Origin of the sequence: Streptomyces sp. SLBN-8D4, from assembly GCF_049739545.1 — a bacterium.
GTDB lineage: Bacteria > Actinomycetota > Actinomycetes > Streptomycetales > Streptomycetaceae > Streptomyces > Streptomyces canus_C.
Map to the genome: position 1 here is coordinate 4,076,410 of NZ_JBMGQC010000001.1, position 21,827 is coordinate 4,098,236.

Annotated in this window: 20 protein-coding genes, 3 tRNA genes and 2 pseudogenes; 8 read left to right on the forward strand and 17 right to left on the reverse strand. The window is 70.1% G+C overall.

The window, feature by feature from the left end; genetic code table 11:
• The first annotated feature begins 84 nt into the window (after nt 1-84).
• Nucleotides 85-717 (forward strand): NAD(P)-dependent oxidoreductase, encoded by a 633-nt coding sequence (locus RKD20_RS18190; protein WP_424878630.1) that lies wholly within the window; start codon nt 85-87, stop codon nt 715-717.
• Between the two features lie 19 nt (nt 718-736).
• Here the strand turns inward: RKD20_RS18190 and RKD20_RS18195 are convergent, their stop codons facing one another.
• From RKD20_RS18195 to RKD20_RS18230, 8 genes are all read right to left on the reverse strand, one after another.
• On the reverse strand, nt 737-1,792 hold the full coding sequence (locus RKD20_RS18195) for a UDP-N-acetylmuramate dehydrogenase (RefSeq protein ID WP_424878631.1): 1,056 nt from the start codon (nt 1,790-1,792) through the stop codon (nt 737-739).
• A gap of 447 nt (nt 1,793-2,239) precedes the next feature.
• Entirely contained in the window at nt 2,240-3,697 is a 1,458-nt protein-coding gene (locus RKD20_RS18200; RefSeq protein ID WP_424878632.1) for an MFS transporter, read from the reverse strand.
• Between the two features lie 97 nt (nt 3,698-3,794).
• Nucleotides 3,795-4,364, reverse strand: a complete 570-nt coding sequence (locus RKD20_RS18205; protein WP_424878633.1) for a TetR/AcrR family transcriptional regulator — start codon at nt 4,362-4,364, stop codon at nt 3,795-3,797.
• Nucleotides 4,365-4,499: 135 nt separating this feature from the next.
• Nucleotides 4,500-4,928, reverse strand: a complete 429-nt coding sequence (locus RKD20_RS18210; RefSeq protein WP_424883254.1) for a MaoC family dehydratase — start codon at nt 4,926-4,928, stop codon at nt 4,500-4,502.
• 8 nt (nt 4,929-4,936) lie between these two features.
• Nucleotides 4,937-5,389, reverse strand: a complete 453-nt coding sequence (locus RKD20_RS18215) for an FAS1-like dehydratase domain-containing protein (RefSeq protein WP_424878634.1) — start codon at nt 5,387-5,389, stop codon at nt 4,937-4,939.
• A 102-nt stretch (nt 5,390-5,491) separates the two neighbouring features.
• Entirely contained in the window at nt 5,492-5,656 is a 165-nt protein-coding gene (gene rpmG / locus RKD20_RS18220) for a 50S ribosomal protein L33 (protein ID WP_003948671.1), read from the reverse strand.
• An 88-nt stretch (nt 5,657-5,744) separates the two neighbouring features.
• Nucleotides 5,745-5,817, reverse strand: a tRNA-Met gene (locus tag RKD20_RS18225).
• Between the two features lie 46 nt (nt 5,818-5,863).
• Nucleotides 5,864-5,936, reverse strand: a tRNA-Thr gene (locus tag RKD20_RS18230).
• Between the two features lie 258 nt (nt 5,937-6,194).
• Between RKD20_RS18230 and RKD20_RS18235 the strand changes: the two genes are divergently transcribed.
• From RKD20_RS18235 to RKD20_RS18245, 3 genes are all read left to right on the forward strand, one after another.
• Complete coding sequence (locus RKD20_RS18235; RefSeq protein ID WP_424878635.1) at nt 6,195-7,466, forward strand: amidohydrolase family protein; 1,272 nt, start codon at nt 6,195-6,197, stop codon at nt 7,464-7,466.
• 129 nt (nt 7,467-7,595) lie between these two features.
• Complete coding sequence (locus tag RKD20_RS18240) at nt 7,596-8,252, forward strand: NAD(P)H-binding protein (RefSeq protein ID WP_424878636.1); 657 nt, start codon at nt 7,596-7,598, stop codon at nt 8,250-8,252.
• 2 nt (nt 8,253-8,254) lie between these two features.
• Nucleotides 8,255-8,662, forward strand: coding sequence for a nuclear transport factor 2 family protein (locus tag RKD20_RS18245; protein WP_424878637.1), 408 nt, complete (start codon nt 8,255-8,257; stop codon nt 8,660-8,662).
• Nucleotides 8,663-8,726: 64 nt separating this feature from the next.
• Here the strand turns inward: RKD20_RS18245 and RKD20_RS18250 are convergent, their stop codons facing one another.
• Nucleotides 8,727-8,939 (reverse strand): hypothetical protein, encoded by a 213-nt coding sequence (locus RKD20_RS18250; protein WP_424878638.1) that lies wholly within the window; start codon nt 8,937-8,939, stop codon nt 8,727-8,729.
• A gap of 309 nt (nt 8,940-9,248) precedes the next feature.
• Between RKD20_RS18250 and RKD20_RS18255 the strand changes: the two genes are divergently transcribed.
• Nucleotides 9,249-9,788, forward strand: coding sequence for a hypothetical protein (locus RKD20_RS18255; protein WP_424878639.1), 540 nt, complete (start codon nt 9,249-9,251; stop codon nt 9,786-9,788).
• 1,152 nt (nt 9,789-10,940) lie between these two features.
• Here the strand turns inward: RKD20_RS18255 and RKD20_RS18260 are convergent.
• Nucleotides 10,941-11,022, reverse strand: a tRNA-Tyr gene (locus RKD20_RS18260).
• 235 nt (nt 11,023-11,257) lie between these two features.
• Here RKD20_RS18260 and RKD20_RS18265 point away from each other — a divergent pair.
• Nucleotides 11,258-11,746, forward strand: coding sequence for a YajQ family cyclic di-GMP-binding protein (locus tag RKD20_RS18265; protein ID WP_007384029.1), 489 nt, complete (start codon nt 11,258-11,260; stop codon nt 11,744-11,746).
• 101 nt (nt 11,747-11,847) lie between these two features.
• On the opposite strand, the gene RKD20_RS18270 is transcribed toward RKD20_RS18265, so the two are convergent.
• Nucleotides 11,848-12,114: a GlsB/YeaQ/YmgE family stress response membrane protein gene (locus RKD20_RS18270; protein ID WP_007384028.1), complete on the reverse strand. Its 267-nt coding sequence runs from the start codon at nt 12,112-12,114 to the stop codon at nt 11,848-11,850.
• 212 nt (nt 12,115-12,326) lie between these two features.
• Here RKD20_RS18270 and RKD20_RS18275 point away from each other — a divergent pair, with 212 nt between their 5' ends.
• On the forward strand, nt 12,327-13,571 hold the full coding sequence (locus RKD20_RS18275; RefSeq protein WP_424878640.1) for an APC family permease: 1,245 nt from the start codon (nt 12,327-12,329) through the stop codon (nt 13,569-13,571).
• Between the two features lie 28 nt (nt 13,572-13,599).
• Here the strand turns inward: RKD20_RS18275 and RKD20_RS18280 are convergent, their stop codons facing one another.
• Nucleotides 13,600-14,220 carry an SMI1/KNR4 family protein gene (locus RKD20_RS18280; protein ID WP_424883255.1) on the reverse strand — a complete coding sequence of 207 codons (621 nt, stop codon included), beginning with the start codon at nt 14,218-14,220 and terminating at the stop codon, nt 13,600-13,602.
• Nucleotides 14,221-14,322: 102 nt separating this feature from the next.
• Nucleotides 14,323-14,763 (reverse strand): annotated as a pseudogene (locus RKD20_RS18285) (barstar family protein); the annotation flags it as partial.
• A gap of 308 nt (nt 14,764-15,071) precedes the next feature.
• On the opposite strand from RKD20_RS18285, the pseudogene RKD20_RS18290 reads away from it, so the two are divergent.
• A pseudogene (locus RKD20_RS18290) lies at nt 15,072-16,703 on the forward strand (IS200/IS605 family accessory protein TnpB-related protein).
• Between the two features lie 521 nt (nt 16,704-17,224).
• Here the strand turns inward: RKD20_RS18290 and RKD20_RS18295 are convergent.
• The 4 genes from RKD20_RS18295 to RKD20_RS18310 form a co-directional block, all read right to left on the reverse strand.
• Complete coding sequence (locus tag RKD20_RS18295; RefSeq protein WP_424878641.1) at nt 17,225-17,617, reverse strand: YccF domain-containing protein; 393 nt, start codon at nt 17,615-17,617, stop codon at nt 17,225-17,227.
• Complete coding sequence (gene htpX / locus RKD20_RS18300) at nt 17,614-18,477, reverse strand: zinc metalloprotease HtpX (RefSeq protein ID WP_424878642.1); 864 nt, start codon at nt 18,475-18,477, stop codon at nt 17,614-17,616. The genes RKD20_RS18295 and htpX overlap by 4 nt, the downstream gene beginning before the upstream one ends.
• A 213-nt stretch (nt 18,478-18,690) precedes the next feature.
• Nucleotides 18,691-20,235, reverse strand: coding sequence for an NADH-quinone oxidoreductase subunit N (locus tag RKD20_RS18305; protein WP_424883256.1), 1,545 nt, complete (start codon nt 20,233-20,235; stop codon nt 18,691-18,693).
• 14 nt (nt 20,236-20,249) lie between these two features.
• Complete coding sequence (locus tag RKD20_RS18310; protein WP_424878643.1) at nt 20,250-21,824, reverse strand: NADH-quinone oxidoreductase subunit M; 1,575 nt, start codon at nt 21,822-21,824, stop codon at nt 20,250-20,252.
• Nucleotides 21,825-21,827 lie beyond the last annotated feature (3 nt).

Here is a 21,827-nt window from a genome sequence, read left to right on the forward strand (position 1 = left end):
ACGGGTGGGTGAGTACTTACCCACTCTAGAGGGAGGCAGGGGTGAGTGAATACTCACCCACCTCCTTCGAGTACGGGAGTACCCATGAAACTCACGGTTTTCGGTGCCACCGGGGGCATAGGGCGAGAGCTCGTCCGGCAGGGCCTGGCGACGGGCCATGAGGTCACGGCGGTCGTACGGGATCCTGCCCGGCTGACCGTCACCGGCGCACGGCTGGAGGTGGTCCGTGCGGACCTCACCGACCCGGAGGTCCTGCGGCCCGCCGTGGCCGGGCGGGACGCGGTGCTGTCCGGGCTCGGGCCGCGCGCCCGCAAGGACGCCGGGATCGCGACGCGGCTGACCCGCGTCGTACTGGCCGCGATGGAGGCGGAGCAGGTCCGGCGGGTGCTGGCCGTCAGCGCGGGGCCGGTCGGGTCGGCGCCGGTGGACGAGGGGGCGGTGGACCGGTGGATGCGGGGGCTCGTGTCCGCCGTGCTGAAGGACGTCTACGCCGATCTGAGCGAGATGGAGGCGGAGCTGGCGGCGAGCGGTACGGACTGGACCGTCGTGCGTCCGCCGCGCCTTCAGGACAAGCCCGTGACCGGCGTGTACCGCGTGGTGGCCGGGGGGTTTCCGGCTCGGGGACGGTTCATCTCGCGGGCGGATGTGGCGCACGCGATGCTGGGGATGGTGGGGGACGCGGGAGTGGTGAAGCAGGGGGTGGGGGTGGCGTACTGACGCTTTCGGACCTGGTCGGCTACAGGTTGACGCCCACTGTCACCGGCTCGTTGACCAGGGTGATGCCGAAGGTGTCCCGTACGCCTGCCACGACCTCCCGGGCCAGGGCGAGGAGGTCCTGCGTGGTGGCGTTGCCCCGGTTGGTGAGGGCCAGGGTGTGCTTGGTGGAGATGCGGGCGGGGCCGGTGCCGTAGCCCTTGGTGAAGCCGGCCTTGTCGATGAGCCAGGCCGCGGAGGTCTTGGTGTGGCCGTCGCCCGCGGGGTAGGCGGGGGGTACGGCGTCCTCGCCGAGGTGCTGCTTCACGCGCGCGTGAAACTCGGCGAACTGGGCGGCCGTGAGGATGGGGTTGGTGAAGAAGGAGCCCGCCGACCAGGTGTCGTGGTCGTCGGGGTCCAGGACCATTCCCTTGCCGGCGCGCAGCTTCAGGACGGTCTCGCGGGCCCGGGTGAGGGGGACGCGGTCGCCGGGTTCCACGCCCAGGGTCCGGGCGGTCTCGGCGTACTTGACCGGCGCGGAGAGGCCGTCGGCGTCCTCCAGGTCGAAGCGGACGCGCAGGACGACGTAGCGGGCGGGGTCTTCCTTGAAGCGGCTGTGGCGGTAGGAGAAGGCACAGTCGTCGTTGGTGAGGGTGACTGTCGCGCCGCTGCGGCGGTCGTAGGCGATGACCTCGGTGATGGTGGAGGACACCTCCTGGCCGTAGGCGCCGACGTTCTGGATGGGGGTCGCGCCCGCGGAACCGGGGATGCCGGCCAGACACTCGATCCCGGCGAGTCCGGCGTCCACGGTGCGTGCGACGGCGTCGGTCCACACTTCGCCGGCGGCGAGGGTGAGGTGGGTGCCGGTGAGTTCGTAGCCCTTGGTGGCGATGACGAGTGCGGTGCCGTCGAAGCCCTTGTCCCCGATGACGAGGTTGGACCCGCCGCCGATGACGAGGAGGGGGGTGCCGGTGGCGTCGGCCTCGCGGACGACCTCGATCACCTCGGCGTCGGTCGTCGCGGTGACGAGGCGGGTGGCGGGGCCACCGAGGCGGAAGGTGGTCAGGGGGGCGAGGGGGGCGTCGTGTCGTTCCTGCACGGGGTACACCCTACGGGGGCCTCCGGCGGTTGGGCGGGGTCCTGTGCGGGTGCGGGTTGGGGTGCGGGTGCGGGTGCGTGGGGGCGGGCGTTTTGCGCAGTTCCCCGCGCCCCTGATGCCTGCGGCGCAGCTGCGGGTTCGGTGGGGGCTTGTGTAGCGCGTGCGGTGTGGTGTGGGGTCGGGGCCGGGGTGGGGGGTATCCGTCCTCGGTCCGGCGGCTCGGCTGCTTCAGCTGTGCTCGGTAACGGACGCCGGCCGCTGCGGGCGGACACCCCCCACCCCGTCCCCTGCCCGCCGTACGCGGCCAACGGCCCGTGCAGGCACAGGCGACTGCACCCACCCAGGGGCGCGGGGAACTGCGCGACCAGCCCCCACACACCCGCACCCGCCCCACAACCCCACGCGGCAGAAACGGTCCGCCCTCTCGGACGGACCGTTCCAACAGGTTCAGGCACCCACCGTCTCCAGCGCTCGCGCCTCGTCGGACGTGTCCGTCACCACAACCCGCTTCCGCGAGGGAATCAGCAGAGCCGCAACCCCGGCGAGCGCCACCACGGCCGCTCCGGTGACCAGGGCCGGACGCAGTCCGTCCACGAAGGACTGACCGCTGTCGTATCCGCCCTGCGAGGAGAAGATCGACGCCATGACGGCGATTCCCAGCGCCCCGCCCACCTCGCGCAGTGCGTTGTTGGCTCCGGACGCGATGCCCTGCTCCTTCGGCAGCACGCTGGACATGACCAGGTTGGACGCGGGGGCGAAGAACAGTGCCATGCCGATGCCGCTGAGGATGAGACCGGGGAGCTGCGCGGAGTAGGACGCGTCGACGGTGACCACGGACGCCATGTACGCGAGACCCGCCGCCTGGAAGAAGAGACCCGTGGCCACCACCGGCCGGCCCCCGATGCGGTCGGAGAGGATCCCGGCGATCGGCGCGACGAGCATCGGCATGCCGGTCCAGGGCAGCATCCGCAGGCCCGCCTCGGTGGGCGAGTAGCCGAGGACGCCCTGCATGTACTGGCTAAGCAGGAAGATCGAGCCGAACATCCCGAGGAACATCAGCAGGCTCGCCGCGTTGATGCCGGAGAAGGCCCGGGAGCGGAACAGCCGCATGGGCAGCATCGGGTCCTTGGCCCGCGTGCTGTAGAGGACGAAGGCGGCGAGCAGCGCGGCCCCGGCGAACAGGGCCAGCAGGACCACGGAGTCGGTCCAGCCGTCGGACGGGCCGCGGACCAGGCCGTACACGATGCCGAAGAGACCGCCGCTGGCGAGCAGTGTGCCGGGGATGTCGAGGCGCGCGCCGGTGCCGTGGGACTCGGCCAGGCGCAGGCGGGCGAGGGGCAGCAGGGCGACGCCGAGCGGGACGTTCAGCCAGAAGATCCACTGCCAGGAGATGTGTTCGGTGAGGCTGCCTCCGATCAGCGGTCCGGAGGCGACCGCGAGTCCGTTGACGGCGCCCCAGATGCCGTACGCCATCCCGCGCCTGGCGGTGGGCACGGCCGCCGTGAGGAGGGTGAGCGTGAGGGGCATCATGATCGCCGCGCCCACGCCCTGGACCGCGCGGGCGGCGATGAGGGAGTCGATGCCGGGTGCCAGGGCCGCGGCCGCCGAGGCGCCGGTGAAGATCGTGAGGCCCGTGAGGAAGAGGCGTCGGCGGCCGAAGCGGTCGCCGAGTGCGGCGCCGGTCATCAGCAGGACCGCGAAGGTGAGCGTGTAGGCGCTGACGGTCCATTCGAGGTCGTGCAGCGCTCCGCCGAGGTCGTCGCGGATGGAGGGCAGGGCGGTGGTGACGACGAGGTTGTCGAGGGCCGCCATGAATCCGGCGACGCTGGTGATGACGAGGGCCCAGACGGCTCCCCCACGACGTGCGGTCGGTGCTGCTTGCGGTTGGTGCGCTTGCTGTGACATCGCTCCCCCAGCGGGTTGGTGACCGGTGATTAGTTATTGATTACTAAGTTTCTCGATCATGGAAAGGCGCCGCCGATGACGCCCGGTTCCTGAATGCCTAGTGCTCCAGCCGGCCCTTGAGGCGCGCCGACGGATACAACCCCTCCCAGACCCTGTGCTCGGGCGGGAAGCCCATCGCCACCAGGCAGTTGATGAGCATGCCGTACGCCAGGAAGGTCGTCGTCTCGCCGGCATCGGCGCCGAGCGGCAGGTGGACGGTGTCCCACAGCCGCATCCAGCCCGCTCGCACCGCCTCGCCGAACTCGTGGTCGCCCTCCTGCTGGGCGGCCCCCACCGCGACGTACATCTGCATCTGCATCAACAGCCACTCGGGCCGCTCCGTGATGACCCGGGCGTACGCGTCCGCCATGGCGCGCAGGGCGTCTTCGCCCTCCAGGCCCTTCGACGCCTCCTCGAAGGTGCGGATGGTGTCCTCCAGGCAGCGCTCGGCCACGGCCAGGAAGATCGCCTTCTTACCCGGGAAGAGCCGGAAGAGATACGGCTGCGAGACCCCGACACGCCTGGCGATCACCTCGGTCGACGTGCCGTGATAGCCCCCGCGGGCGAACTCGATCGTCGCCGCGCGAATGACGCTCTCACGCCTCTCTTCTGCACTCATCCTGGCCATGCGACTAAGTTAGTACTTAATCACTAACTTTGCAAGGGCGGGGCTCCATGACGCCGGTATGGGGCGCCCCACCATGGAGGGCGCCCCTTACCTGGGACAGTCGGTCCAGCCTTCAGGCCGGTCTTCATGCCCACCTCAGGCCAGTCGTACGACCGCCCGCGACATCCCCAGCACCTTCTGCCCGGCGCTGGTCACCGTGAGGTCCACCCGGACCGTGTTGTCGTCGAGCTTGGCGGCGACCTTGGCGCTGACCTCGATCGTGGCGCCCTGGTCGTCGTTCGGGACGACGACGGGCCTGGTGAAGCGGACGCCGTACTCGACGACCGCTCCCGGGTCGCCGGTCCAGTCGGTGACCACACGGATCGCCTCGGCCATGGTGAACATGCCGTGCGCGATGACGTCCGGCAGCCCGACCTCCTTGGCGAACTTCTCGTTCCAGTGGATGGGATTGAAGTCACCGGAGGCGCCCGCGTACTGGACGAGGCCGGCGCGGGTCACGGGGAAGGTCCGGGCCGGCAGCTCGGTGCCGACCTCGACGTCGGAGTAGGAGATCTTCGCCGTCATCTGCTGCTTCACGCCTCCTCTGCCGCGCGGGCGACGAGCTTCGTCCAGGCGGTCACGACGTGCTCGCCGGCCTCGTCGTGGACCTCGCCGCGGATGTCCAGGATGTCGTTGCCGGCCATGGACTTGATGGCCTCGATCGTGGAGGTGACGGTCAGACGGTCACCGGCGCGCACGGGTCGGACGTAGGCGAACTTCTGGTCACCGTGCACCACGCGGCTGTAGTCCAGGCCGAGCTGCGGGTCCTGCACGACCTGCCCCGCGGCCCTGAACGTGATCGAGAACACGAAAGTCGGCGGGGCGATCACGTCAGGGTGACCGAGCGCCTTGGCGGCCTCCGCGTCCGTGTACGCGAGGTTGGAGTCCCCCACCGCCTCGGCGAACTCGCGGATCTTCTCCCGGCCCACCTCGTAGGGGTCGGTGGGCGGGTAGGTCCGCCCCACGAAGGACTGGTCGAGCGCCATGGGCTCGATACCTCCTGGTTGCTCTACTGACCGGTACGGGGTCGCTCAACGACGCGAGGCCGCCCCCGATCTCTCGGGGACGGCCTCGTGTACGAGCCTGATTTATCGCGTTTCGCGGTGCGCGGTGTGCGCGTTGCAACGCGGGCAGTGCTTCTTCATCTCCAGTCGGTCCGGGTTGTTACGCCGGTTCTTCTTGGTGATGTAGTTCCGCTCCTTGCACTCCACGCAGGCCAGCGTGATCTTCGGGCGGACGTCGGTGGCAGCCACAGGAGTGCTCCTTGACGAACGGATGGGACGATTAACGCATAGAAGAGTAGCCGATCGAAGGACCGACCCCACAATCGGCTACTGTCTGTAGCGGTGACCGGACTTGAACCGGTGACACAGCGATTATGAGCCGCTTGCTCTACCGACTGAGCTACACCGCTGAGATGCGATCCGTTCCCGTCTCGCGACGGGAACCTCACACACCAGAGCCCCAATACGGAATCGAACCGTAGACCTTCTCCTTACCATGGAGACGCTCTGCCGACTGAGCTATTGGGGCGAGCGATGAAGACATTACACGCTCCGCCGCCGTTCGCCCAAATCCGTTTCGCGCCGCCCTGAGCGCCTTGATCCACGGGGTTCCCGCAGGCCTCGACAGCCCCTCCGGTACGGCGGACCACACCGGTACGACTATTGCGCTCCTCCCCGTCGCGGGCGCACCGCCACCCTAGGCTCGACTCACTCTGCGTGATCTTGCGTCCTCTTGCGCGGTTCCGGTGGGTCCGGGCTTGCGCAGCCCCCGAGCCCCTGGAGCGCGATGCCCGACAGCCAGCCGCAGCCGCCCCCCTCCTCGTCCTCGTCGGGTGCCGCGTCGTCGTGCCGGTCCGAGGGGGCCGGCCTCCTGTTGTGCGGGGCACGGCTCACCGACGGCAGGACCGTGGACGTACGGCTGGGCGGCGGGCGCATCGAGGCGGTCGGTACGGCCGGGAGTCTGGCCGGGGGCGGCACGCGTGCGTGCGGCGCGCGTGTGGATCTCAGCGGCTATCTGCTCCTGCCGGCCCCGGCCGAGCCGCACGCCCACGGCGACACCGCGCTGTCGGCCGACGCCGAGGGGCCGGTCTCCCCCGATCCGCAGGACGTCCAGCGCCGGGCCACGGAGGCCGCTCTGCTGCAGCTCGGGCACGGGGCGACCGCGCTCCGGGCACACGTACGCGTGGGCGACGTCCAGGGGCTGGGCGCGCTGGCCGCCGTACTCCAGGCGCGGCGGTCGCTGCGCGGGCTCGCCGAGTTGACGGCCGTGGCGATGCCCCGGGTGCTGACCGGGGTAGCCGGGGCGGAAGGGCTCGCGATGTTGCGGGACGCGCTGAAGATGGGTGCCTCGGTGGTGGGCGGCTGTCCGGATCTCGACCCCGATCCGACCGGTTACGCGGAGGCGGTCCTGGAGGTCGCTTCGGAGCACGGCTGCCCCGTGGACCTGCACACCGACGCCACCGACCCGGCCCGGCTCGCCCGCCTCGGCGCCATGGCCGGGGGGCTGCGGCCCGGCGTGACCCTCGGCCCCTGCGCGGGCCTCGACCGGCTCCCCGCGGACGTGGTCTCCCGCACCGCCGACCAGCTCGCGGCGGCCGGAGTCGCCGTGGTGTGCCTCCCGCAGGGTGGCTGCGCGGGCGTGGACGGGCGGGGCACGGCTCCGGTACGGCTGCTGCGCGCGGCCGGAGTCCGGGTGGCCGCCGGCAGCGGCGCGCTGCGGGACGCCTGCAACCCGGTGGGCCGCGGGGACCCCCTGGAGGCCGCGTACCTGCTCGCCTCCCGGTACGGCCTGCGGCCGGAAGACGCCTACGACGCGGTGAGCACCTCGGCACGAGCCGTACTCGGGTTGCCCGAAGTCCGCGTGGAGGCAGGCTTTCCGGCCGAGTTGCTCGCGGTACGCGGCGACCGCCTGGCCGGCGCGCTGTCCCTGGCGTACAGCCGGATCGTGGTGCACAGGGGGCGCGTGGTGGCACGGACGAGTGCGGTGCGGGAGTACCGCAACTCGGCGGCGGCCGCGGAGTTGGGGCTGCCTCGGCAGGGGCGGGGGGACGTGCCGTAGGCGGAAGGGTGTCTTAGGGGACCCGGGCATGGATGCGGCGGGACTTGCGTCCCGTGTGCGCCCCCAGCCCCACCCCTCCCCACTCCCCTGACGCGGCGTTCCCGGGTGTTCCGGCGTACGGTCGAAGGCATGCGCATTGTCATCGCTGGTGGTCATGGTCAGATCGCGCTGCGGCTGGAGCGGCTGCTCGCCGCGCGCGGGGACGAGGTCGCGGGGATCATCCGCCGCCCGGAACAGGGCGCCGATCTGCGGGACGCCGGTGCCGAACCGGTCGTCCTGGACCTGGAGTCGGCCTCGGCCGAGGAGGTCGTGGCGGCTCTGCGGGGCGCGGACGCGGCCGTCTTCGCTGCGGGCGCGGGCCCCGGCAGCGACGCATCCCGCAAGAACACCGTGGACAAGGCCGCAGCGGTGCTGTTCGCGGACGCGGCGGTCCGGGCGGGCGTACGGCGCTTCGTGATCGTGTCCTCCATGGGCGCGGACCCGCGGCACGTGGGCGACGAGATCTTCGACGTGTACCTGCGCGCCAAGGGCGAGGCCGACGCCTACGTGAGTGGCCTGGACGACCTGGACTGGACGATTCTGCGCCCCGGCGCGCTCAGGGACGACCCCGGCAAGGGCCTCGTCCGTCTGGAGGCGCACACCGGCCGTGGCTCGATTCCGCGCGACGACGTGGCCGCCGTACTGGCGGAGTTGCTGGACACGCCCGCTACGGCCGGGCTGACGCTGGAGCTGGTGAGCGGTTCCACGCCGGTGTCGGTGGCGGTGAAGTCGGTGGCGGGCAACTGAGGATGCCCGCCGAGGGAGTGCCGGCCGCGCGGGAGGCCCTGCTGCGGCGGATGTACGAGGTCTTCGCCACGGACGAGCGGGACGCCTTCGTACCGCACTGCCTGTCTCCGGACGTGGACTGGCCGAACATGCTGGACGGCGGCCGGCTGCACGGTCATGAGGCGGTACGGGCGTACTGGGCACGGCAGTTCGCGGTGGGGCATCCCCTCGTACGGCTGGAGGGGCTGCGGCCGGGCGGGTCCGCCGGGACCGTGGTGGTGACCGTACGGCTCGGGACGCGCGACGCGTCGGGCGCCGAGCGGTGGTCCGATGAGACGGTCGAGCACGTGTACGTGTACGGGTTCGGGGCCGGGTTCGGGTTCGGGGAAGACGGACTGGTCACGCGGATGGACGTGCGGGCGGAGGCGTAGGCGCTCGGCAAACGGCACGGCACGGCACGTCAGTGGAGGGGCGGTCGGCCGGTTACGACGGGCGTCAGAACAGGGGCAGCTGGCCGGGTACGACGGGGACTGGGTACCCGTCCAACGACGGCTGTGCGGCTCCGAGTTCCGCCTGCCGGCGGGAGCCCGGGCACGAGACGAGCCGGCCCCTCTCACGCGCTCCGGGCGGGTCGTGCCTGGCGAAGCGGCCGGCGACGACGGCGATCTCGCGACGGCACTCGGGGCAGAGCCTGCGACGACTGGACATGCAGTCAGTGTGCCCCGGGCGGGCGGGGTATGTGCGTCTGGAGTGTGCGGTTGGGTCGATCGGGGTTGGGGGACAGGGCGGGGAGACCGGGTGGGAAGACTACGTGGGGAGACTGGGTGGGGAGACTGGGTGGGGCGGACGCCGAGGCGGAGTGCCAGGAACGGCGACAGGGGTACGGGCGAGCGGCCCTCGGGCCTTGCCGGGCACTGGGGCTGACTGCTTGTGCGTGCGGCTGTTGCCAATAGGCGGCTGCCGAAAGGGCATTCGGAAACGACAGGGGCTTTTGTCGATTCCGAGGAGGTACGCGCCATGCGCTCCTTCAAGCGCTGGCTCGACCGCAGTCTGGCCGCGCAGGCGGTCATGATCTTCCTTTTGGGCGTGGGGGTCAGCGCCCTGTTCCGCAGGGGCGACCATCCGGTCCTCTGGGTGATCCAGGGGTTCTTCTACGCCACCATCGGCGTCACGTGCGTGGCCGTACAACGTCGCCGGGCAAGCCGCGCGGCAGGCACCGACCCGCACGGCCTCGCCGAGCTCAGCCGCAGGATCCGGCATCGCGAGGTGCCGAGCGAGCCCGGGGAACGCGCATCGATGCGGCGGCTGGTCGACGACCAACTGAGCCTGCTGGAACGCAACCGCCGGTGGCTGCCGTACTGGCTGGGCCTCATGGGCCTGATCACCGCGGCCCTGCTCGCCCTCGGGGTGGCCACCGGATCACTGGCCTTCCCGCTCGTTTTCGCGGTCGCCGTGATCGGCCTCTGCTGCTGGGTCGTCTGGATGCGGCGCCGGGCCTCGGACCGCTTCCAGTACATGCAGGCAGCACTACGGGAGGACCACGAACGCGTGTCCTGACGCCCCGCACCGCCGTGACGCGCACATCACCGTCTTGCGCCACGCAACCCGGCGCCGGAGAGGGTCTCTTTCTCAGCGTGGCGGTGCCTGGATTCGAACCTGGGAGGGCTGAGCCGCAGATTTACAGCGGGCTCGCCCCGATACGGCTGGAGGCAAAGCGGCAATGGCCCGCATCGCCTCACGACGGAGCGTGCCCAGCGAATAGGACCGACGACAGCCAAGGACTGGCACGTCTCGTGGCGGAAGGCAGGGGCTTACAGCCTGGGCATCGCGCAGATCTACGGTCCCCTCAAGATCACTCGCTCGCCCCCCATCCGACGGCAGGGATGTGTGTCCGGCGTTCAAAACACAGACTTCTCGCCCACGTCTCGTCCCAGAGCCCGCTACCGCGCTAGCTCCGCTGCGGTCTGAGGAGGAGCATGGAAGGCAAGCGACCAAGGAGGCCTGCCATGAAAACCGGCGCCTCGGACTCGGACTACGAACCGTGGCTGTACTCTCACACGCCCTCCCAGGCTGAGGGCGAGCGGGATGATCCTGCCGAACGCGCGGCCATGCACCCGGATGTCCCCAGGACTGAACCGTCCCAGGCGGAAGGCGAACAGTTGGACGACACCCGGGACGGATGACCGCCGCAAAGATCGAGGGGCGGACCGTGTCTGCTCCGAGAAATCAGGCGCCCAGCGCCACACATTCAGCTGCGACCCAGCCGTCCCGGCCGTTGATGCTGACTGCCTTCCAGTCGTTCGACGTGCCACCACAAGCCGTGTAGGTCTGCCCGTTCACGGAAGCCTGCCCCAAACTCCCGCAGGGAAGTCGACCGCTGGCCGCAATGACCGATCACCGGTGTGTGCACGCCCTACCGGCCACAGCATCGCGGGTACTGCCCAAGATGTATGCCAAGGCGCTTGACCAGACCCGCGAGCGTGCGAACAGCCGGACCGACGCAGCGCTTCGGGAGTGGAACGAGCCTGAGTGATCATGCTCGCCTCCGGGGGACACCTGGGGGACGCGCACTGATCGACAGTGAGATACGGGCGGTACGAGGTGAGACACGTCCGCGCCCCCGTCCACGGCAAGTCGAACAGAGATGATCAACGAAAGACCCCCTCTGATCAGATTGCATCCCTGATCAGAGGGGGTCTTTTCTCAGCGTGGCGGCGCCAGGATTCGAACCTGGGAAGGCTGAGCCGGCAGATTTACAGTCTGCTCCCTTTGGCCGCTCGGGCACACCGCCGGGGTTGCTGCCCTTCGAACCGTCTTGCGGCGGTGCTCCGTGGCAACGACGTAAACAATACCCGATGCCGAGGGGTGCTTCGCCACCCGATTGATCTGCGCCCGGAGGGCATGGGGTGACTAGGCTTGGGCGGATGCGGCCCGGGTTCACACCGGGCTCGGCGCCCGCCCCCACGTACGCCGATACGCATCCGTACGCACGTTGACACGCACCCCGATACAAGGAGCCACAGGACATGGCCGACTCCAGTTTCGACATCGTCTCGAAGGTCGAGCGGCAGGAGGTCGACAACGCCCTCAACCAGGCCGCCAAGGAGATCTCCCAGCGCTACGACTTCAAGGGCGTGGGTGCCTCGATCTCGTGGTCCGGCGACAAGATCCTGATGGAGGCGAACTCCGAGGACCGGGTCAACGCCGTCCTCGACGTCTTCCAGTCCAAGCTGATCAAGCGTGGGATCTCGCTGAAGGCGCTCGACGCGGGCGAGCCGCAGCTCTCCGGCAAGGAGTACAAGATCTTCGCGTCGATCGAGGAGGGCATCTCCCAGGACAACGCCAAGAAGGTCGCGAAGATCATCCGTGACGAGGGTCCGAAGGGCGTGAAGGCCCAGGTCCAGGGCGACGAGCTGCGCGTCAGCTCGAAGAGCCGTGACGACCTGCAGTCCGTCATCGCTCTGCTGAAGGGCAAGGACTTCGACTTCGCGATCCAGTTCGTGAACTACCGGTGAGCCGCTGATTCACCGATCGGCACCGATCGGCACCGATCCACGAGGAAGGGCGGGCACCTGGCCGGTGCCCACCCTTCTCGCCTGCTGGCTGCGGTTCGGGGTCAGTCGCGCGAGTTGCCGAACAGGAGACGGTAGGCGATCAGGAGCACAAGGGAGCCGCCGATCGCGGCGGCCCAGGTGGGACCGTCGTAGAAGCTCTTGCTGACCGGGTGATCCAGCCAGCGGGCCGATATCCAGCCGCCGATGAACGCGCCGGCGACGCCGATGAGAGTCGTCCCGATCAAGCCGCCCGGGTCACGGCCCGGCAGCAGGAACTTGGCGATGGCTCCGGCCAACAGCCCCAGGATGATCCAGCCGATGATGCTCATGCCCTGAACCTGCCCTTCCGCGCTGTGCCCGCACTGTCCGCGGACTGTGATCTGCGTCCCGGCGGACCGGGCGAGCGCTCGTGTGAATGGGTCGTACGTCTTACGAGTCCGGCCTGCGTGCGGTGTTCGTCGAGCGGGTGTTCGCCTTTCGTTGCTGGAGAGGACGTCAGGGCCCCGTCCCTCGGTTGCACGGGATCAGTAGGGTGCGGCTCATGACGCATTCCGGTGCCGAACTGCGGCGCACGCTGGGAGTAGGTGACGCCGTCGTCATCGGGCTCGGCTCGATGATCGGCGCGGGGATCTTCGCCGCCCTCGGGCCGGCAGCCGGCACGGCCGGATCCTGGCTGCTGCTCGGGCTCGGCGTCGCCGCCGTGGTCGCCTACTGCAACGCCACGTCCTCGGCGCGGCTGGCCGCCGTCTATCCGGCCTCCGGCGGCACCTATGTGTACGGGCGGGAGCGACTCGGGCCGTTCTGGGGTTATCTCGCGGGCTGGTCGTTCGTGGTCGGAAAGACGGCCTCCTGTGCGGCGATGGCGCTGACGGTGGGTGCGTACGTCTGGCCGGGGCAGGCCCATGCCGTGGCCGTCGCGGCCGTGATGGCTCTGACCGCGGTGAACTACGGGGGGATCCAGAAGTCCGCCTGGCTGACCCGGGCGATCGTGGCGGTGGTCCTCGCTGTCCTCGCTTCCGTGGTGGTCGTGTGTCTGGGGTCCGGGGCCTCACAGGCCGGGCGGCTGGACGCCGGGGTCTCCGGCGGGGTGGGCGGGGTGCTGGAGGCGGCCGGTCTGCTGTTCTTCGCGTTCGCGGGGTACGCGCGCATCGCGACCCTCGGTGAGGAGGTGCGGGACCCCGCGCGCACCATCCCCCGCGCGATCCCCCTGGCGCTGGGCATCACGCTGGTCGTGTACGCGGGTGTGGCGGTGGCTGTCCTTTCCGTACTGGGCGCTGCCGCTCTGGGCCGTGCGGACGCGCCGCTGGCCGAGGCGGTGCGGGCGGCCGGGGTGCCGGGGCTCGTGCCGGTGGTGCGGGTGGGTGCCGCCGTGGCCGCGCTCGGCTCGTTGCTCGCCCTGATTCTGGGTGTCTCACGGACGACGCTCGCCATGGCCCGGGACCGGCATCTGCCGGGCGCACTGTCCGCCGTGCATCCCCGTTTCCAGGTGCCACACCGGGCCGAGCTGGCCGTGGGCGCGGTGGTCGCGGTCCTCGCCGCCACGGTGGACGTACGGGGCGCGATCGGTTTCTCCTCCTTCGGTGTGCTCGTGTACTACGCGGTGGCCAACGCGTCGGCCTGGACGCTCGGTTCGGCTCCGGCGGCCCGGGTGGTGCCGGTGGTGGGATTGCTCGGGTGTGTGGTGCTGGCGTTCGCGCTGCCCGGGGTCTCCGTGGCCGCGGGCGCGGGGGTGCTGGCGGTCGGGGTAGTGGCGTACGGGGTACGGCAGTGGTGGGCGGGGCGGTAGATCAGCGGGCGGCCCCCTGAAGGGGTCGTCAGGTCGCGGGGGTCGGCGGTGCCGTGCGTATCGGGAACTCCGCCCAAGGGGGCATCTCAAGTTCCTCGTTCATCTCCTCGTACCAGCCCGTGCCGTCGACCCAGGCCCGCAGCCAGTCCGTGAGGGTGGGGGCGTCCACGAACCAGGAGTGGTCGCGGTCGCCGGCGTTCGGTTCGAAGAGGAGGACCGGAGCTTCCCGGCTGTGGCAGTCCACGCACGCGTACATCGCACAGCCCCAGTGGGATATCGGCAGGACGCCCTCGGGCCAGGGCCAGTCGGGGTCCTTACGGCCGCTCTTGCGGTTGGCCAGGTACTGCACGACGGCCGCGGGTTCACCGGCCGGAGCGCTGTCGAGCAGGGGCAACAGGCCGTACTCCGGGCCGAATCCGCCGTCTCCTATCCGCAGGTAGAGGTCGGCGAGCAGCGGGGGCAGGGGGAAGCCCAGTGCGGCCTCGGCGCGGGCCAGGGTGTCCGCCTCCACCGGCTCGGGGAGGGAAGTCCATCCCCACGGTCGGGTGTTGCGGGCCTTGTCCGCCACCCGTGCCAGCAACTGCTCGCTCTCGGTAGGCCTGTGGACAACCTCCGGGTTGTGGAAAACCCCGGGCCGACCTCGGCTCAGGCAAGGTGGGACATCGACGCGATCGCCCTCGGTGAGAAAGGCGAGGAGTTCCTCGAAGTCCGGCAGCCGATGGGGGGACTGCGGGGTGAGGCCAAGCTGTCTGCGGGCGACTTCGGAATCGTGCCAGACCAGGAGGAGGGGCGGGGCGGCGCCCCGGTGGCCCCTCAGGCAGTCGTTCAGGGCATCCAGGTCCCAGCCGAAGTAACCGCCGGGGCCGTTCATCGCCTCGCCCAGGGCGCAGAAGAACCCGGGCAGGTCGGTGATGTGGCGGCCGTCGAGGTGGTACGTCGTGCCGGGCGGCCGGTCCTGGCCGCCGTGCACGTGGTGGTCGAGCGCCCTGCCAAGCCAGAACTGCCGTCCCCCGTGGTCGCATCGCCCCCAGAGGCTGGACTCCGTCGGGCGTCCTTCGGCCCACAGGTCCCACACCTCGCCGGCCGCGATGGGCGGTCGCTCCGACCACAGGTCGAGGGTGAGATCGACCAGGCCGGGACCGCGCGCCGACGGGATCCAGGCCCGCAGCTCGCCCTCGGCCGCGGACTGCACGGGCCGACCGGAGGTGTCGACGCGCAGGACCTTGGCGTGACCCAGGTCCTCCTCCCCCGTGTCCAGCGCCCTCCGCAGGGCGCCTTGTGGAGATCAGCCCAGCAGACGCAGAGGGGGTTGGCAGCTGCTGGGGTTTGACTGAGTGCGAGTGTGTTCTGGCGTGTGTGGGTGGGCGCGGAGGGTCCTGCGGATGTTTGGGAGGCTTTACCCCGGAAGGGGAATGGGAGTTCGTGCATCGAATGGGTGACCTTTCCGGGTGGGGCTCGTTGGGTGTGATGAGCGGGTTTTCGAGCGGGCCGTATGGGGGGGTGGGCTGGTTGCGGGAGCTTGTGGCGTCATTCGTCGTGCCCGGCCCCTCGGGGGCGGCGGTCCGTACCCGGCTCAAGGAGCTGACGCCCGCCGATGAGAAGGTCATCGCGCTGGTCGGCGCGCACCTCGGATCCCTCGCCTCCCGGGATTTGAAGGTCCGGTGCGGGCAGGGCCTGGAGCACTCCGCGGACACGTGGGCGGCGCGTAAGCGGGATCTGACGGCGGTGTCGTCGTCCCGGTGGGCGGGTTCGCTCACCAAGGCCACGCATGACCAGTGGGCGCTGGCCCGGCGTGGACAGCTCGCGCACATCCAGTCCCTGGAGGCGGGGATCCGGACGATCGCGCACCGGTTGTCGCTGCCGGTCGGCGCGAAGGGCTCGAAGAACACGCCGGGCGGCTACCGCAGTACGCGGGAGTGGCATGCCAAGTCCCGCCGTCTGCATGTGCTGGAGGGCCGGTGGGAGCGTGCGCGGGCCGACTGGAAGGCCGGGATCGTGCGCGTCGTACGCGGCGGCAAGCACCTGGCCCGCAGCCGCCACCACCTGCATGCCGCGCGGCTGACCGAGGACCAGTGGCGGCGGCTCTGGGAGGCGGAGCGCTGGTTTTTGCAGGCGGATGGCGAGTCTGGTAAGCGGTACGGCAACGAGACGATCCGTGTCAGTCCGGACGGCGAGGTCAGCATTAAACTCCCGTCCCCGCTACGGGAGTTGGCCAACGCCCCGCACGGCCGGTACGTCCTCGCGTGCCGGGTCGGTTTCCCGCACCGGGGGCAGGAGTGGGCGGACCGGGTGGCGGCGAACCGGTCGGTCGCCTACCGCCTCCACCTGGATGTGAAACGCGGCCGCTGGTATGTGACCGCGTCCTGGCAGATCTCGGTCTCCCGGACCGTCTCGCTGCAGGCCGCGCTCGCGCAGGGTGTGATCGGCGTCGACATGAACGCCGATCATCTGGCCGCCTGGCGCCTCGATGCCCACGGCAACCCGACCGGGAGACCGCGCCGATTCGCTTTCGACCTGTCTGGGCCCACCGATCACCGTGATGCCCAGGTCCGTCACGCCCTCACCCGGCTCCTGCACTGGGCCCGCACCTGCGGCGTGAAGGCCATCGCCGTCGAAGACCTGGACTTCACGACAGAGAAAACGCGTGAGAAGCACGGACGCAAGCGCCGCTTCCGGCAGTTGATCTCCGGTATGCCCACCCGCAAGCTCCGCGCCCGGCTGACCTCCATGGCCGACCAGACCGACATCGCGATCATCGCCGTGGACCCGGCCTACACCAGCCGCTGGGGCGCCCAGCACTGGCAGAAGCCCCTCACCGGCACCACGCGCAAGACGACCCGCCACGACGCTGCCGCCGTGGCGATCGGACGACGCGCCCAGGGACACCCGATCCGGCGACGGACGACACCGCCCCCACACGACCGGAGTGATCGTGTGGGGCAACGGACCGTCCAGGCCGACCGGCGTGCCCCTGGGCGTGAGGAAACCCGCCCTCCCGTTCCCGGACCACGCACCGGATGCGTGCCGCCGGACCGCGGAGCGAACGCGGGCGACCAGAACGCCCAACACCGTTCGGGGCGTTCGGCTGAGCATGAATCCTGGCAACAGGACTCACTCCTGCCCAGTCTCTAGGAACGGTTCCGTCGGCTCGTCCAGGACCTCGGATGTACAAGCCAGGTCACAGCAGGTCCCATGCAGTTCGCCGTGCGGGCCCAGGAGGCGGTAGCCCGGGGACAGGGGCGGTCGGCGCGGGTAGTCGAAGGGGTTGTGGCCGGGTGCGGTTCCCTCGATCGTGACGTCCCGCAGTGTCAGGTCGCGGGCGCAGGGGCGGTCCCCGAGGAGGAGCGCCCCTTCCAGATGCCACTCGCCGACCGCCGCGCCGGTCTTGTCGAGTATCTCCAGGGTCAGTGTCCCGAGGGGCGCCGATCCTTCGGCACGCGCGCGCGGGTGAGGGCTTCGCTCAACTGCCCCTCGGGAGCGCAGCCGGGAAGGCCGTAGACCTCCCGCAGGGGAGGAGGCGGGTCGGCGAAGAGATCTTCGGCGTCCTCGCACCACGCCCACGTCTCCTCGTAGCCCGCCCCGCCGTCGAACTCGGCCTGCCGGTCGTACGACAGCAGGACGTACTTCGGCGCCCCGATTCCCCCGGCCGTCCGTCAGCGGGTCGCGAACGGCTCGTCCGTGGGGACGATTTCGCGGCCCAGGGGGAACAGGGACACGGGGATCAGCTTGAAGTTGGCGATGCCGAACGGGATACCGATGATCGTGATGCAGAGGACGAGGCCCGTGGCGATGTGGCCCAGGGCCAGCCACCAGCCGGCGAGGACCAGCCACAGGACGTTGCCGACGCAGGAGGGTGAGCCCGCGTCACGGCGCTCGACCGTGGTGTACCCGAAGGGCCAGAGGGCGTAGACGCCGATACGGAAGGCCGCGATGCCGAACGGGATGCCGATGATGGTGATGCACAGCACCACGCCCGCGGCCAGGTAGGCGAGGAACAGCCAGAAGCCGCTCAGGACGAGCCAAATGACGTTCAGGATGGTTTTCACTGGGGGCGACCTGCCATCTTCTCGAGCCGGGCGATGCGTTCCGCCATCGGCGGGTGTGTCGAGAACATCTTGGACAGTCCCTGGCCAGGGCGGAAAGGGTTCGCGATCATCATGTGGCTCGCGGTCTCGATGCGCGGCTCGGGCGGCAACGGCAGTTGCTTGGTGCCCATTTCGAGCTTGCGCAGGGCGCTGGCGAGCGCGAGGGGGTCGCCGGTGAGCTGGGCGCCGGACGCGTCCGCCTCGTACTCCCTGGAGCGGCTGATGGCCAGCTGGATGAGGCTGGCCGCCAGCGGTCCGAGGATCATGATCATCAGCATGCCGAGAAGGCCCGGGCCGTCGTCGTCGTCGGAGCGGCCGATCGGGATCAGCCAGGCGAAGTTGACCAGGAACATGATCACGGAGGCGAGGGCGCCGGCGACCGACGAGATCAGGATGTCTCGGTTGTAGACATGGCTGAGCTCGTGGCCGATGACACCGCGCAGTTCGCGCTCGTCCAGCATGCGCAGGATGCCGTCGGTGCAGCACACCGCGGCGTTGCGCGGGTTGCGGCCGGTCGCGAAGGCGTTGGGCGCCTCGGTCGGTGAGATGTACAGCCGCGGCATGGGCTGACGGGCCTGGGTGGAGAGTTCGCGGACCATGCGGTACAGCGCCGGTGCCTCGAACTCGCTCACCGGGCGGGCACGCATCGCGCGTAGAGCCAGCTTGTCGCTGTTCCAGTACGCGTACGCGTTGGTGCCCAGCGCGATCAGGACGGCCACGACCAACCCCATACGGCCGAAGAAGCTGCCGATGACGATGATGAGTGCGGACAGTCCCCCGAGGAGGACTGCGGTCCTGAGCCCGTTGTGCCGGCGGTGCACGGTACTCCCTCCAAGTGGTGCAGCAGGGGAACCCTTTGCTTGCTGGTCTCCGATGTCTTCCGATGCCACGGTCCGTGGTGTCACGTCCAGTGGACCTTCCCGTCTTGCTCAACGCCAGGCGAGGGCCACTAGTTCCCTTGTGCGCACGGAGGCCCAGGTGGGCCGTCCGGGTGACGGTCCGGGAGGGGCGGTTCAGGTGCGGGAAGGGCCGGTTCAGAAGAGCCCGGTGTCGGCGAAGCGCAGCACCAGTTGGGGTGCGCCCGAGAGGGCGACACCGAGGACGCCGGTCAGGGCGAGCGCGGCGGTGAGAGGGGCGGGGACACGGTGTGCGGCGGGTTCACCCTCCGGGGCCCGGAACAGCAACGTCGTCCACTGGAGGTAGTAGAACAGCGCGATCACGACATTGACGGCCATGACCACGGCGAGCCAGCCGAGGCCCGCGTCCACGGCCGCCGAGAAGACGGTGACCTTGGCGAACAGGCCGATGATGCCCGGCGGCAGCCCGGCCAGGCAGAGCAGGAAGAAGGCCAGCAGGAGGGCGGCGAACGGGTTGGTCGCGTAGAGGCCGCGGTAGTCGATGATGCGGTTCGCTGCCTTCGTACGGCCCACCAGCGCGGCGACCGCGAAGGCGCCGAGGTTCACGGCGGCGTACATGAGGGCGTAGGCGACGGTGGAGCCTACGGACCGCTCGGCGTCGTCGGAGTACGCGGCGGCGGCGATCGGGACGAGGAGGTAGCCGGCCTGGCCGACGGAGGACCAGGCGAGCAGCCGTACGGCGCTGTACGCGCGCGTGGCCTGCTGCCGGAGGGCGCCGACGTTGCCGACCGTCATGGTGAGGGCGGCGAGCGCGGCGAGCGCCGGGCCCCAGACGTCGGCGTACGACGGCAGGGCGACGACGGTGATCAGGATCAGCCCGGAGAAGCCGACCGCCTTGCCGACGACCGACAGGTAGGCGGCGATCGGGAGAGGCGCGCCCACGTACGTGTCGGGCACCCAGAAGTGGAAGGGCACGGCGGCGGTCTTGAAGGCGAAGCCGACAAGAGTGAGGACGACACCGGTCTGGGCGAGGGTGTGGAGCTGTCCGTCGACGTGCTGGATGCGGTCGGCGACCTGGGTGAGGTAGAGGGTGCCCGTGGAGGCGTACACGAAGCTGATGCCCATGAGGCTGACCGCGGTGGCGGTGACCGAGGACAGGAAGAACTTCAGTGCTGCTTCGGACGACCTCCTGTCGCCGGGCCGGATGCCGACCAGGGCGAAGGCGGGCAGGGAGGCGACTTCCAGGGCGACGATCAGGGTCGCCAGGTCGCGGGAGGCCGGCAGGAGGGCGGCTCCGGCGGCTGAGGAGAGCAGCAGGAACCAGTACTCCCCTTCGGGGAGTCTCTTGTCGGCGTCCTTGAGAGTGGTGACCGACAGGAGAGCGGCGAGGAGGGCGCCGCCGAGGACGAGGAACTGGATGACGAGCGTGAAGCGGTCGGCCGTGTAGCTGCAGACGTCGCCGTCGCCGGTCAGGCAGAAGGTGCTGCGGTCGCCGTCCAGGAGGGGCAGCAGCAGGAGCGCGGCGGCGGCCAGGCCCGCGACCGAGACCCACCCGAGCAGGGCTTTCCTCTGTTCGCCGACGAACAGGTCGGCGACGAGGACGACGAGTCCGACGACCGCCGCGACGGTCGGCGGCGCGATCGCGAGCCAGTCGACGGACTGGACGAGGTTCGCGGCCGTCGCGGTCAGCGGCTGGGCCGCCGAAGCCAGTGGCTGGGCCATGGCGGCCAGGGTGCTCATCGGTTGCCTCCTGCGAGGAGCTGCTGGACGGCCGGGTCGGTGAGGCCGAGGAGGGCCTTCGGCCACAGGCCCGCCACAACGGTGAGGGCCACGAGCGGCGTCCAGGCCGCGAACTCGTACGTGTGGACATCGGCGAGTTGAGGGGCGTCCTGCGGTGCTGCGCCCATGCAGACGCGGCGGACCACGACGAGCATGTAGGCGGCGGTCAGGAGGGTGCCGAACGCGCCGATCGCCATGAAGGTGAGGAAGGCGGGGCGGCTGAGGTCGTCCGCGGGCTTGAAGGCTCCGAAGAGCGCCAGCATCTCGCCCCAGAAACCGGCGAGGCCGGGCAGGCCGAGCGAGGCGACCGCACCGAAGGCCAGCAGGCCGCCGAGGCGGGGGGCCTTGCCGTACAGGGCGGCCCCGGTCTCCTCGGCGAGGGTGTCGAGGTCGGTGGTGCCGGTGCGGTCCTTCAGGGCGCCGACCAGGAAGAACAGGAGGCCGGTGATGAGGCCGTGGGCGATGTTGGCGAACAGGGCGCCGTTCACGCCGGTCGGGGTCATGGTGGCGATGCCGAGCAGGACGAAGCCCATGTGGCCGACGGAGGAGTAGGCGATGAGGCGTTTGAGATCGCCCTTCGCACCTCGCTTGGCGAGGGCGAGACAGGCCAGTGATCCGTAGATGATCCCGACCACGGCGAAGGCGGCGAGGTAGGGCGCGAAGTCACGGAAGCCGTCGGGCGCGATCGGCAGCAGAATGCGGACGAACCCGTACGTACCCATCTTCAGCAGAACGCCGGCCAGCAGCACCGAGCCGACGGTCGGCGCGGCCGTGTGGGCGTCGGGCAGCCAGCTGTGCAGCGGCCACATCGGGGTCTTGACCGCGAGTCCGATCCCGATCGCCAGAACGGCGATGACCTGCACGGATGCGGTCAGCGACCGGCCGTTGTCAGTGGCGAGTGCCACCATGTCGAATGTGCCCGCCTTGATCCCGATCAAGAGCAGGCCGAGCAGCATGACGACCGAGCCGAGCAGTGTGTAGAGGATGAAGCGCCAGGCGGCGGCCTGGCGGTCCACGCCGCCCCAGCGGGCGATGAGGAAGTACATCGGGATGAGCACCGTCTCGAACGCGAGGAAGAACAGCAGCAGATCGAGGACGGCGAAGGTCGCGAGGGTGCCGGACTCGAGGACGAGCAGCAGCGCGACGAAGGCCTTCGGGGTCGGCCCCGAAGGCATCTTGAAGTAGGAGTAGAGCGCGCAGAGGAAGGTCAGCAGCGCGGTCAGGACCAGAAGGGGGAGGGAGATGCCGTCGATGCCGAGGTGGATGCGCACGTCGAGTGCGGGGATCCAGCTGATGTCGGTCGTGGCCTGCATCTTCGACGGATGGTCGTGGTCGAAGCCGAGCGCGAGGATGATCGCGGCGATGAGGATCACGCCGGTGACGGTCACCCCGTGCCGCAGTACGGCCTGGTCGGGCGACTTCCCCTTCAGTCCGGGCGGGGCAGGCAGCAGAGCCGTGACGGCACCGAGGAGCGGGCCGGCCACGACGAACGCCAGAAGGAACTGCATCACGGACTCGTTGATATCGATCACGCC